General features: G+C 50.3%; 9 protein-coding genes and 1 pseudogene. 4 read left to right on the top strand and 6 right to left on the bottom strand.

Annotated features, from left to right (window positions below):
• Positions 1-22: 22 nt before the first annotated feature.
• The 6 genes and pseudogenes from MKY59_RS15450 to MKY59_RS15425 form a co-directional block, all read right to left on the bottom strand.
• Positions 23-2,779, bottom strand: coding sequence for a CHASE3 domain-containing protein (locus MKY59_RS15450; RefSeq protein ID WP_339278277.1), 2,757 nt, complete (start codon positions 2,777-2,779; stop codon positions 23-25).
• 298 nt (positions 2,780-3,077) lie between these two features.
• Positions 3,078-4,466, bottom strand: coding sequence for a class II fumarate hydratase (gene fumC, locus MKY59_RS15445; RefSeq protein ID WP_236414218.1), 1,389 nt, complete (start codon positions 4,464-4,466; stop codon positions 3,078-3,080).
• A gap of 153 nt (positions 4,467-4,619) precedes the next feature.
• Positions 4,620-5,630 (bottom strand): aldose 1-epimerase, encoded by a 1,011-nt coding sequence (locus MKY59_RS15440; protein WP_236414216.1) that lies wholly within the window; start codon positions 5,628-5,630, stop codon positions 4,620-4,622.
• 105 nt (positions 5,631-5,735) lie between these two features.
• Positions 5,736-6,931 (bottom strand): annotated as a pseudogene (gene tnpB / locus MKY59_RS15435) (IS200/IS605 family element RNA-guided endonuclease TnpB).
• 193 nt (positions 6,932-7,124) lie between these two features.
• The gene (locus MKY59_RS15430; RefSeq protein WP_236414215.1) at positions 7,125-7,934 is read right to left on the bottom strand and encodes an MBL fold metallo-hydrolase; all 810 of its coding nucleotides are present in this window, start codon (positions 7,932-7,934) and stop codon (positions 7,125-7,127) included.
• Between the two features lie 178 nt (positions 7,935-8,112).
• Positions 8,113-8,385 (bottom strand): hypothetical protein, encoded by a 273-nt coding sequence (locus MKY59_RS15425; protein ID WP_236414212.1) that lies wholly within the window; start codon positions 8,383-8,385, stop codon positions 8,113-8,115.
• A 201-nt stretch (positions 8,386-8,586) separates the two neighbouring features.
• Between MKY59_RS15425 and MKY59_RS15420 the strand changes: the two genes are divergently transcribed.
• The 4 genes from MKY59_RS15420 (at position 8,587) to MKY59_RS15405 (ending at position 12,890) form a co-directional block, all read left to right on the top strand.
• Positions 8,587-9,819: an aminopeptidase gene (locus MKY59_RS15420; protein ID WP_339278276.1), complete on the top strand. Its 1,233-nt coding sequence runs from the start codon at positions 8,587-8,589 to the stop codon at positions 9,817-9,819.
• 101 nt (positions 9,820-9,920) lie between these two features.
• Positions 9,921-11,153 (top strand): aminopeptidase, encoded by a 1,233-nt coding sequence (locus MKY59_RS15415; RefSeq protein WP_339278275.1) that lies wholly within the window; start codon positions 9,921-9,923, stop codon positions 11,151-11,153.
• Between the two features lie 194 nt (positions 11,154-11,347).
• Positions 11,348-11,938, top strand: coding sequence for an RNA polymerase sigma factor (locus MKY59_RS15410; protein WP_236414207.1), 591 nt, complete (start codon positions 11,348-11,350; stop codon positions 11,936-11,938).
• Entirely contained in the window at positions 11,916-12,890 is a 975-nt protein-coding gene (locus tag MKY59_RS15405) for a hypothetical protein (protein WP_339278274.1), read from the top strand. Before MKY59_RS15410 ends, MKY59_RS15405 begins: the two co-directional genes overlap by 23 nt.
• Position 12,891: the final 1 nt, after the last annotated feature.

Raw genomic sequence — 12,891 nt, 5'->3', positions numbered from 1 at the left:
CATCCGCCTTGCGTCTGTTCCTTTAACTCCCCAGCCATAATTTCATGCGGGAAATCACTTCGCTCATGTTAAGCGGTTTGCTAATGTAGTCCGAAGCTCCTGCAGCCAGGCATTTATCGCGATCTTCCTTCATCGCCTTGGCAGTCAGCGCAATGATCGGAATTCGCGTCATTCCCAGTCTGTTTCTGATCTGCCGCGTCGCTTCGTACCCGTCCAATTCCGGCATCATGATGTCCATCATGATGATATCCGGCCGAACCTCTCCCCGCTCCAGCATCTCCAGGCATTCATGCCCGTTCTGGGCCGTCGCGATCTTCATGCCGTATTGCTCAAGTGCATTCGCAAGCGCATATACGTTGCGGATGTCATCGTCTACGACGAATACTTCCTTGCCATGAAGCAGCGTTTTCTCCAACGGCGTTAACCAAGGGTCCGTTTTCCAATCGGGTTCTTCGTCCATCGAATTTTGACCCGAACGTTCGGCTGCAGCAGCCGCCTCATTCAAAAATAACCTCGCGCCATGCGCATCTGATGGAGATAACGAAACGACGCCATTGTCCCTGTTCAATGGCAGAATTAGCGAGAACGTGCTCCCTTCGCCGATCCTGCTCGTCACTGAAATGGATCCGCCTAACAGGTTGGCAAGCGACAGGGATATGGACAATCCGAGCCCCGTCCCGCCGTATTTTCGCGCAGTGGCCCCATCTGCTTGTTTGAACGCTTCAAAAATGGGCTGCAGCTGATCTTCATGGATCCCGATCCCCGTATCGCTTACGGAGAAGGAGACAACCTCGGCCGGTTTCCCGTCTTTATGGGAGCCTTCCAAATGCATGCGGGAAATCGTAAGAATTACTTCGCCTTTACTTGTAAACTTGAATGCATTGGAGAGCAAATTCCGCAAAATTTGTTGCAAACGCATCTCGTCGGTTTCAATGTACTCGGGAAGTTCCCCTTGCAATATAACGCGAAAATCAAGCCCTTTTTGTTCCGCCATTTTTTGAAAGTACCGGTACATGGCCTCAGGCAAGTCTGCAATCCTTACGTTACTCCAGGCCATGTCCATTTTGCCGGCTTCAACCTTCGACAGATCCAGAATGTCATTGATCAGGTGCAGCAAATCCTTGCCGGACGCGTGAATGACCGAAGCATATTTCTGTTCTTCCGCATCCAGATGCCCCTGTTTGTTCGCTGCAAGGATTTCGGACAATATAAGCATGCTGTTGAGCGGCGTGCGCAATTCATGAGACATATTCGCCAAAAATTCCGATTTGTACCCCGAACTAGCACGCAATTGCTCTGCCAGAACGGCCATTTCGCTCGCCGATAATTCGGCAGCGCTCTTTTGCTCTTCGAGGCGATCGTTGAGGACGTGAAGTTCCTCGGTCTGCATCTGAAGCTCCTCCGTTTGGGAAGCCATCTCTTCGGTCTGCTGCTGCAACCTCTCCGATTGGGCCTGCAGCTCCTCGTTTAACACTTGGGATTCATCATACAACTGCTGAAGTTCCATGCGCGTCATGACAGAGTGCAGGGATACTCCGAAAATCTCATTCAACTCGCTCAGCACAGCCGCTTGATCCGGAGACAAAGGCTGGAGAGCGGCAATCTCGACGACCGAGATCACTTTGCCTTCGAATAATACGGGAGCTACCGTCAATGAGCGTGCTTCCGCATACCCCAGACCAGAACCGATACGGATATAACCAGGCGGCAGCTCATGCAAGTGCAGCATCCGTTTTTCGGCCACGCATTGTCCGACGAGTCCTTCGCCGACATTTAATATGGTTTGATTCGGTTTAAGCAATTCTCCACTTGCGGCGTAGGATGCCAGATTGGTCAACTGTTGATGTTTATTCCAATGATAGAGCACCCCGTAAGGGACCTCCAAAACGATCGACAGGTGGTTCAGGTACAATTGGGACAGCGATTCAAGACTGGCCTGGTTTTGCAGCATCGTGGCCATTGCTGCAATGCGCTCCTTAATCCGATTCTGTTCCTGAACAGTATCCAGAAGCCGGTTGGTTTCCATCCCCAGATCGCCGACTTCGTCCCGCGAACGTACATGAACCCGTTGAGTCAGACTTCCGCCGCGTGAGATGTCGCTGATCGTCTGAATCACTTCTTTCAACGTTTTTACGATATTGCCGGAGATCGCGAGAGCAGCGGCAACGGTAATCGCCGTGATTGCGAACCAGAGGGCGTAAATGACTTTTAACAACACGGAGGAACGATCGGAAAGTTCGGATACGCGGGCATCCGTCAATTGTAACTCCGTATTCCGAAACCGGGTTAATTGGTCGCGAAGAAGATCAATTTCGTTTTTTCCGGGGTCAGCCCGAAAAAAGGCGAGCACTTCGCCTGGACTTCCTTCTTTCTTCAACGCAATCGCAGGTTCCCCCGCAACCTCCAGCCAGCGCTCGATATGGTTCCGAATCATTTCCAGGTTGCGCTGCTGGGTGGGGTTGTCGCCGATCAGTTCATAGAGAAGATTGTAATTCGAATTCCATTCCGAATTGGCCGACCGATAAGGTTCAAGATAATCCTCGTCACCGGTAAGCATATATCCGCGCTGTCCGGTTTCCATGTTCAGCACGTTTTTTTCAATGGCATTGGTCAGATTATGTACTTCAAGATCATGATGGCTAATATAATCGTTTTCTTCCTGTAAAGTATGGATCTGTACCGATAAAACGGAGAGCGAGATACCGAATAACAGGAGTACGACGAGATATCCCAGCAAAATTTTGGAGCGTATCGAGAATCTTTGCATTTTGGGCAGCATGGGGACCTCCAGTGGAACGCACAATATCGCAACCATTGAATTTGGCTGCCGCACCGTAACGTCCAACGACCAAAGTTGGTTGGGAAACGTCGTTCAATGCGCATGCGTATTCTATGGATCCGTATTTTGTGTGAATGCATGTAATTTGGTTAATCATGGTGTAGAACGATCGTTATTCGACGCATCCATGGACTGAAAAACTTTTAAATATCATGGTAAAAGGACCTGCCAACCGCAGGTCCTTCGTAACAAAGATCAACGCCAAGCAAGTTAACCATACCCTTGGCTATGAAATAGATCAGGCTTTGGGTGCGATCATTTTTGCCGGGTCGACGTATTGATCAAATTGCTCTTCGGTCAGCAAACCCGTCTGCAAGGCAGCTTCCTTCAGAGAGAGCCCTTCCTTGTGCGCAAGCTTGGCAATTTTCGCCGCATTCTCATAACCGATGTGCGGGTTTAGCGCAGTGACCAGCATCAGCGAGTTATTCAGGTTATGCTGAATTTGGTCCAGGTTCGGTTCAATGCCAACGGCACATTTGTCATTGAACGCTATGATGGAATCGGCTAACAATTGAACGGATTGCAGGAAGTTATAGATGATGACCGGCTTAAACACGTTCAGCTCGAAATTCCCCTGGCTTGCGGCAAATCCGATGGCAGCATCATTGCCCATAACCTGCGTAACCACCATCGTCATGGCTTCGCTCTGCGTTGGATTCACTTTACCAGGCATGATCGAGCTGCCCGGCTCATTTTCCGGAATGCGAATCTCGCCCAGACCGCTGCGCGGACCGCTCGCAAGCCAGCGTACGTCATTGGCGATTTTCATGAGGTCTGCCGCAAGCGCTTTTACCGCCCCATGCGCATATACGACTTCGTCATGGCTTGTCAGCGCATGGAATTTGTTCGGAGCAGACACGAAATCCTTGCCGGTATGTTTGCCGATTTCCTTTGCGGTCAGGTCGCCAAAGTCAGGATGGGCATTGATTCCTGTGCCGACAGCGGTGCCCCCGATGGCAAGCTCCTTCATATACTGCACGCTGTCGCGAATCATGCGCTCGCTCTTGTCGAGCATAGCGGACCAGCCGCTGATTTCTTGTCCAAGCGTGATCGGCGTGGCATCCTGCAGATGCGTACGGCCGATTTTGATGATATCCTTGAACGCTTCCGCTTTCTCGTTCAGCGTTTTTTTGAGCACGGCGATCGCCGGGAGCAGCTGATCCTCAACAGCAATGACACCGGCCACATGCAGTGCCGTAGGGAACGTATCGTTCGAGCTTTGGGACATGTTAACGTCATCATTCGGATGCAGGCGCTCTTCTTTGCCTTTTTGCTCCAGCAATCGGTTGCCCAGGTTGGCAATGACCTCGTTCACGTTCATGTTGGACTGGGTGCCGCTTCCGGTTTGCCAAACAACGAGCGGGAAATGGTCATCGATGCGTCCGGCGATAATTTCATCGGCAGCCTCAGCAATGGCCGCTGCTTTATCCGCAGACAGCTTGCCCAGAGAGTGGTTGCTGGCTGCAGCACTTTTTTTCAATATAGCGAGAGCTCGCACAACCTCCATCGGCATCTGTTCGTTCCCGATCGGAAAGTTCTCCTTGCTCCGTTGCGTTTGAGCTCCCCACAGTCTGTCTGCGGGCACTTTCATTTCACCTAGCGTATCTCTCTCAATGCGATATTCCACTTGCTTGTCCTCCTCCGGAAAGATGGTTTCGAGCTTTCCAAATATGAATGATTTCATGGGCAGAGCTTGCGTATCTTGTCATATTATACATGATTGCCGTGCAAACTTTCACCTTTTCGACAAAGATGTAAGCGCATCACAAAAAAGCAAAACTTAGTTGCGTGGACGAATCGGATACAGGCGGCTCGACTGTTCAAACAGTTCCCCTGGCTCCAGGCCGATCAAACCGCTTTCTTCTGCGGGAATTTCAGGCAGGTTTGGTGCGTTTACCAGGTTCATTTGCGGCTCGGGGCAGAAAAATCCGCCTTCCGTGTTGTTGTTCCAGATCATCCAGTGCTTGTATGCCGTCCCCACATCATATACGAGCTTGTCCCCTGTACGCAGGTTGGTCAGCTCCATATAATTGCGGCCATCCTGAGGTTCCGACGTGTAATGATGATCCATCGCCTCGAAGAATGGGCTGACCCCTTCAGCCTTCATTTGCTGCTCTTCCGGTGAAAGCGGTTGAAATTGGCCTGTCGGCAAAGAACGTCCATTCAGTTCGCGGCGTTGTCCAATCGTAATTTTCGCCGTATAGTCGGATGCTGCGCTATCCGGCACGAAAGGCACGTTGATCGCCGTATGGAAAGCAAACAGGGCAGGCATGCGTTCTGCACCCTCATTACGTGCCTTCAACTGGATTTGAAGCCCGTCGACGCTAAGAGAGTAGCGCAAGGTTACCGTAAACGTAAACGGCAAATATTTATGGAAAACATGCCCTTCCTTCACTTGCTGGCTCAACAATACATAGCTCTCAAGATCGTCGGAGCCATATCCTTCAACCTTCCATTCGATATCATGCAAAAAGCCGTGCAAATGGTTGCCCGTAGCCGGTTCGTTGACGGGTAACTGGTATACCTTCCCGTCCCAAGGAAAACGTCCGTCTTCGTAACGGTTCGGCGGAGACAACACCGGGATTCCGTATACCGCAGGCGCTGCCTTGAACTCTTCGATCCGTGCCTCATTCGGTTCCCGCAAGTAACGATGGCCGCGCTCCACATCGCGGAATGCAACCAAATTAGCGCCGATGCTTGGAATAACGGCCGCTTCAAACGCGCCATAATGAAGCCAGATAGCCGGGATGCCCCCGAATTGCCCTTCCACTGCCGAATTCTGTCGTGTCATGGATTATGTACCTCCTGCATTCTAAGGTTATAACTATACGGCTCGACTATATCATGACTTCGGCAAAAATACCAATCTATGATAGAGATTGAACACTCCCACCACTTAGCTTTCGCTTGAAGTGGGGGATTTTTGGGTAATCGAACCTCTTGGTTCGAAGTGGACCAAGCGATCCCTGTGGTCCCCACAGTTCTCGGGCGATATGACGATTGATATGGCAACATCCTTAATGTTTCGGGCTGCATTGACATCCCGATCATGGAGGGTCTCGCAGGATGGGCACACCCATTGCCGTACCGAAAGATCTTTCACCTCTCGGTGCAGTGCTCCGTATACATGGCAGGTTTGACTTGTCGGAGCAAATCTATCCGCAATCTTGAGGGTGCGCCCGTACCATTCCGCTTTATACGTGAGCTGCCTTCTGAACTCACTCCAGGACGCATCAGCGATCGATTTGGCCAGCTTGTGATTCTTGAGCATGTTAGAAACTTTTAAGTCCGAGGGTGCTGATCGTTTGGTTTTCACGGATCAGCTTGGTGGACAGCTTGTGCAAAAAGTCATGGCGGATATTCGCCATTCTCTCGTGGATCAGAGCGATCTTCCGTTTGGCTTTTTGCCAATTGAATCCGTCTTTCGTACGCCGGGCCAGCCTCCGCTGCCAGCTTGCCAACTTCTTTTCATATTGGCTCCAGGCTTTTGGATGAGTATCCTGCATACCCTCGGACGATACCGCAAACGTTTTTAGTCCCAGATCGATCCCTACCGACTTCTCGTTATGCGGTAAGGGCTCCATCTCCACTTCACAGACGAGCGAAACAAAATACTTCCCCGCGGCATTTCGCCGTACCGTAGCCGAGAGAATGCGTCCTACACAGGGGCGGGAGTTTGCAAAACGCAGCCACCCCAGCTTGGGTAGCTTGAGCTCCCTCCCATTCACAGCGATATTTCCATTCGTATATCGGGCCCTTGTAGCTTTGAACCGGATGTTTACGGTTTTTGAAACGCGGAGCCTGCGTCTGCTTCTTGAAAAAACGATCAAAGCTATCGGCTACATGCCGAACAGCCGATTGTAGGGCAATACTGTCCGTTTTTTTCAACCAAGGATGTTCTTGCTTTAGATCTGGAAGCTGAGTGGCACAAGCATGGTACGACAAGCCCTTACCCGTGGCGGCAAACGTATCCTTCCATTGTCCCAGAAAATAGTTGAACACAAAACGGCAACATCCAAACATCTGATGGATTAGCTGCTGCTGTTCACGATTGGGGTAGATCCGATACTTGTATGCTTTATGGAAGAGCATGCCATACACCTCCGTTCCTTGCAGTTATTATAGCACATATGTTCGGTTCTGAATAGAAAAGATGGCGATTCATCCCCCACCTAAAGCTGACGCTTTTGAGGAGGGAGTCTTCTCACCTTCAGATAAACTCATCCGCCAAAATTAAAGACGGCTGCAGATCATCGCAGGCCGCCGTATGTCACCATTGTAACGGTCAATCCACAAACTTGCCGTGTTCCGGTACGATCTGGTCTTCAAACGTTTCATCCAGCTTCTCTAATGAATCCGTTAACGCCGTTCCGCGAAGCGCATGTCCGTGCCCGGTGACGATGACTTCCGGTTGAAGGCTTCGCAAGCAACTGACCGAGCGATGGGCCGCATCCCAATCTGTCGTAAAATAGGCTGGAGGCCCGTGCATCTGTAAATCCTGAAGAAGCACGTTCCATAACGATTCCTGCTTCACCGTTACGATGGCGTCTCCGGCAATCAGGCAGCGGTCTGCATCCCGGAACAGCGAAATATGTCCCGGCGTATGGCCAGGCGTATGGATCCAGCGCCAGCCAGGAGCTCCGGGCACAGAATGATCTTTTGGCAGGCAGAACACGCGATCGTCCAAATTAATGGCTTCGTTCGGATAGGCAAACGACAATCTGGACATCAGGCCGCCGCCCACGGACGGATCGGCCGGCGGATAATCCTTTTGTCCCGTCAAATAAGGCATTTCCAATGGATGGGCATACACCGGCACTCCCCAAAACTGCTCCAACTCGATCACCGTTCCCACATGGTCGAAATGGCCATGGGTCAGTATAATCGCAGAAGGCGGGCCTGCAAATCTATGTTCTGCAGCCTGTTTGATGTCCTCGGCAAACGACGTCATGCCTGTATCGACAAGAATCCAGTTCCTGCTTCCTTTTTCCCCGACAAACACAACATTGACAAATAGCGTCCGCATACTGAGGATATCGTGCGCGACTTCTTCAAGCCCTGTCATGCCGGATGTAAACCATTGGTCTAATGACATACACGCTTACCTCCTCTTCAGGCGATCGTGACCCGGATTGCGTTGCTCTGTCGTAGACTTCCCTTTTTGCAACAGTTCATTCGAAGCATCAAAAAAACAGACGATGCATGCCAAGTACAGGCACACACCGTCTAGTATAGTCTGTTCAACACGGGGTTAGAACCAATTTCATCCAAAATCAAGCAGGATATGCATCCAAAGCGGCATCCAGCAGCATGTTATAAAGATCGTCATCGTTCTCCAGCAGCTCGTCCATGCGCAGCAATTCCTCTTCATCCCCGGACTCTTCCGTGAAATGCAAACTGTAATCCCAGTCCTTTCCGTTCTTGCTCATAAACGTAATTTCGTAAAGGGACTTATCGCCCTCTGCCCGAAATACCGTACTTCCCACAAACATCATCTCGTCGCCGCGATGCATTTCGGCGGAAACAATCACAACATTCACCGTCATTCTCTCCTTTTGCTCTCTGGTCTTGCGCCAGTTCACCGCATTTTGTTCAAATGGGGTTTGGTAATTATTATTGGTTAATTGTACAATATATATTGTAGCAACGTATACCTTAATTAATGAAGGAACCATTCCTTACATACACTTAATGGGGACGCAACACTTGAGCTACAACATTTCTATCATACTGGAGGAGAACATAGCATGAACTCATTTGAAAAAAAACTGCAGCAATATGCTGCTCTGGCCGTCCAAGTCGGCGTCAATGTCCATCAGGGACAAACGCTGGTCGTAAACGCTCCGATCTCGGCCGCGCATTTCGTGCGTCTCATCGTTAAAGAAGCTTACAGCGTGGGCGCCAAGCTCGTAAAGGTCAACTGGAGCGATGAAACAGTGACCCGCATCCACTATGATTTGGCCCCGGACGAAGCGTTCTCGATCGAACCGAAGTGGTTTGCCGGTGAAATGACCGAACTCGTGGAAAATGGCGCAGCCGTACTGCACGTCATCGCCGAGAACCCGGACCTGCTGAACGGCGTTCCGCAGGAACGCATCGTCACGACGCAAAAGGTGCGCGCCAAAGCGCTGGAGAAATACCGCGAGTATCAAATGGCCGACAAATTCAGTTGGTCCATCGTGGCCGTACCGTCTGCGGAATGGGCTGCCAAAGTATTCCCGGATCTGCCGGAGAACGAACAAGTCGAAAAATTGTGGGACGTTATTTTCAAAACCGTTCGAATCGGCGAACAGGATGCCGTTGCCGAATGGAAGAGCCATTTGCAAAACCTCGACTCCCGCGCGGACCTGCTGAATTCGAAAAAATACAAAAAATTGCATTATACCGCACCTGGAACGGATCTGACGATCGAGCTTCCGGAAGGACATCTGTGGGTATCCGGCGGCAGCATCAATGAACAAGGACATGTTTTCGTCGCAAACATGCCAACAGAGGAAGTATTTACGGCTCCGCTCAAAACCGGAGTTAACGGCACCGTTCGCAGCACAAAACCACTGAGCTATGGCGGTAATTTGATCGACGGTTTCTCCATTACATTCGAAAACGGGCGGATCGTGGATTATACGGCCGAACAAGGACTGGAAGCATTGAAAAGCCTGGTCGAAATGGACGAGGGTGCTCATTACCTTGGCGAAGTGGCTCTAGTGCCGCATCAATCGCCGATTTCCGATACAAATATTTTGTTCTTCAACACCTTGTTTGACGAAAATGCATCGAACCATCTCGCCATCGGCAATGCCTATGCGTTCTGTCTGGAAGGCGGTAAAACGATGTCTCAGCAGCAATTGGCGGAAAGCGGGTTGAATTCCAGTCTGACTCATGTGGACTTCATGATTGGTTCGGGCGAAATGGACATCAACGGCGTGACTGCGGACGGAACGGAAGAACCGATCTTCCGTAAAGGCAACTGGGCTTTCTGAATCATGATCGAATAGCTTGGAGAGGAGCTCGCCTCCTCTCTATTTTTGTCTTTCGATGTGACCGGAAGACCAAATAGAAAAAGAGAGGCGGAAAACAGAAAATGTTGACGTTTGAACAAAAATTGGACCGTTACGCCGAACTGGCCGTTAAAGTCGGGGCGAACGTACAGCCTGGACAAGTGTTTGTCATCAATGCCATGATTGATGCTGCTGAATTCGTGCATCTATTGACACGAAAAGGATACGAAGCCGGCGCCAAACAGGTCATCGTGAAATATTCGGACGAAACCGTCAATCGGCTGAGATTGGAAAAGGCTGACGAAGCCGTGCTGGAGGAACCTCCAGTATGGCATGCTCGGGAAGTGCAGGAACTGGCTGAAAACAATGCGGTCTTCCTCACGGTGCTCTCTTCCGGGCCGGATGCCATGAAAGGCATTGATCCGAAGCGCATCGCCGCCCATCAGCGCGCCTTCGGTCAAGCCATGTCCACCTACAGACGATATTTGCAAGCCGACAAAATGAGCTGGACCGGCGTTGCATGCCCTTCTCCGGCCTGGGCAACCAAGGTATTTCCCGGCCTTCCTGCCGAGGATTCGGTAGCCCGGCTGTGGGATGCGATTTTTGCCGCAGTGCGAGCCGATCAGGAAGATCCCGTGCAAGCCTGGGAACAGCATATTGCACGACTCGACAGTAAAGCCTCGGTGCTGAACGGCAAAAAATACCGTGCACTGCATTTCATTTCCCCAGGTACCGACCTGACGGTGGAACTGCCCGAAGGTCATATTTGGGCGCAGGCTGGAAGCGTAAACGAAAAAGGCACCCCTTTCGTCGCCAACATTCCTACCGAAGAAGTCTACACCGCTCCCCTCAGAACAGGGGTCAACGGCACGGTAACCAGCACGAAACCGCTGAGCTACGGCGGCAACATCATTGACCGGTTTACGCTAACGTTCCAAAACGGGCGTATAGTCCAATATCATGCGGAAGAAGGTCAGGAATCGTTGGAGAGGCTGATTCATATGGATGAGGGATCCCGTTATTTAGGAGAAGTCGCTCTTGTTCCGTATCATTCTCCGATCTCGGAGAGCGGAATTTTGTATTATACCACGCTGTACGACGAGAATGCCTCATGCCACCTTGCCATTGGCAGCTCTTACGCTTCCAATCTGGAAGGCGGTAAAACGATGTCTCCCGAGGAACTTGCAGCCCGCGGCATGAATTCAAGCATGACTCATGTCGACTTCATGATGGGTTCGCCTGAAACGAGCATTTACGGCATCACGGCTAACGGCGATCGAGAGCCGGTATTCCTCAACGGGGATTGGGCTTTCTGAGAGCATCGGTTTCCGTTGTTTCATCTCGGCCGTCCTGCCCCATGTAGCCTTGCGGCCATGGAGCAGGATGGCTTTTTTTGGATGCAGCCGGACATGTTCCATTTGCTTGTCTACCCATTGTAAGCCTTCCATATCATGTTGTAAAATGTAAGGATACCAATGTTTGTGGACTGTTCGCCAGAAAGGAGAACATCATGGCCAATCGGCTTCAATTATTGTTAGCTTCCGATTTTCACCATTTGAGCCCTGCACTGCAGGAAGAAGTATATTACGAATATTACAATATGGTTCATGGACTCATTGTATATATGATCAAGGAATACAGCGCTGCTGAAGACATTATCCAGGAAGCCTTCATCAAAATTATTAAAAACAAGCCGGTTTTCGAGGATGAAGCCAAATTGAAGGCATGGCTGAAAGTAGTAACCCGGAATACGGCCATTAATTATTTGAGAAAAAATAAAAAAAACCGTAACCAGTTGGATGTAGACGGTGTTTTTATAGATATGGAGGCGATGAATCAAACAAGCGCATCGGTTGAAACGACCGTTGAAACGCAGATGATGCAGGAATCGATCGAACATTATCTGGCCCAGCTCAAACCTGAATACCGGGTGCTGGTGGAAATGCGCTGGAAGCAAGGCTTGTCCTATCGGGAAATGGCCGATCTGTTGGATACATCCGAGGAAATCGTTAAACAGCGCCTGTTTAGAGCCAGGGGCAGTATCAAGAAGCAATTACATAAGGAATGGGGTGGAAACGTTGAGCAAAGGCAAATTCGATAAACAGAACCATCAATATGCGGAATTTGATGATGAATTTTTTGATGCAGCTTTTGACGCCGCGTTTGACCAAGCTTTCGAGCAAGCGACTTCTGCCCCAGCGAGTTTAAAAGGCAACAATGACGTTACAGAGAATATGCGCGATTCCTGGCTCAAGGTACAGCGAGAAATCAACAAAATGGGCAAACAGAGAAAAAGAATGCGGACGCTGAAACTGTCAGGAGTAGTGGCAGCTTCGATTATGCTAGGTGCCGTCATTTTCAGCATGCCTACAGGCATGCAGGCGGTTTCCCCTTTTGTACAGACGATGAAAGACTGGGGAAATGGGGTAAAGTCCATCATTATTCAGGATCGTTCGAACGATTTGATGACTCCAGATCCATCGCACGCCAAGACAGCACCGCCACCTGAACGTGGAATTGATGAAGCTCCGCAAATCTTCCCGAGTGAAGAGCAGGATCAGCCCAATATGGACGCAGAAGCGGAAACTTCCCAGGTGTTTGTCCCGGTCGAAGTAACGGAGGAAGAAGCCCGCTCGGGATTCATTGGGGACTTCTTGCTATCGAATGCAATCCCCGAGCGGTTTACTGATGTTACGTTTGAACTGTTGCTGGATCGGGATCGGCCTGCAAATTCACCTGATCCGGAGAAATCGGATCACATGAGAGTCCGTTATTCCGGTACAGACAAGGATGGTAAAGAGGAAGTGATCCAATTCGACTATGTATGGATCTATCCCGGACAGATTGTCGAAGGTCCAATGTTAAGAGAAACAAGCGTTGTTGATTTAAAGGATGGCAGTGAAGCATTTATGTCCCTTGGACCGCCTTATAATACGTTTCAATGGATGATGGGTTCAACCAACGTAAGCTTGTTTGGCACCGTTAGCGAGGAAGAAATGTTGGCCATTGCCAATGACCTGCAGAAACAACGTTTTCCTTCTACCAATCCTTAGC

Origin of the sequence: Paenibacillus sp. FSL W8-0426, assembly GCF_037969725.1 — a bacterium.
Lineage (GTDB): Bacteria > Bacillota > Bacilli > Paenibacillales > Paenibacillaceae > Paenibacillus > Paenibacillus hubeiensis.
The sequence above is the reverse complement of the archived record's forward strand: the minus strand, read 5'-3'. Positions and strand labels throughout refer to the sequence as shown.

What these genes read in the sequence shown, in the direction of transcription:
- MKY59_RS15450 (WP_339278277.1), bottom strand. Translation starts at nt 2,779, where the DNA reads ATGCTGCCCAAAATGCAAAGATTCTCGATACGCTCCAAAATTTTGCTG.
- MKY59_RS15440 (WP_236414216.1), bottom strand. Translation starts at nt 5,630, where the DNA reads ATGACACGACAGAATTCGGCAGTGGAAGGGCAATTCGGGGGCATCCCG.
- MKY59_RS15430 (WP_236414215.1), bottom strand. Translation starts at nt 7,934, where the DNA reads ATGTCATTAGACCAATGGTTTACATCCGGCATGACAGGGCTTGAAGAA.
- MKY59_RS15425 (WP_236414212.1), bottom strand. Translation starts at nt 8,385, where the DNA reads ATGACGGTGAATGTTGTGATTGTTTCCGCCGAAATGCATCGCGGCGAC.
- MKY59_RS15420 (WP_339278276.1), top strand. Translation starts at nt 8,587, where the DNA reads ATGAACTCATTTGAAAAAAAACTGCAGCAATATGCTGCTCTGGCCGTC.
- MKY59_RS15415 (WP_339278275.1), top strand. Translation starts at nt 9,921, where the DNA reads ATGTTGACGTTTGAACAAAAATTGGACCGTTACGCCGAACTGGCCGTT.
- MKY59_RS15410 (WP_236414207.1), top strand. Translation starts at nt 11,348, where the DNA reads ATGGCCAATCGGCTTCAATTATTGTTAGCTTCCGATTTTCACCATTTG.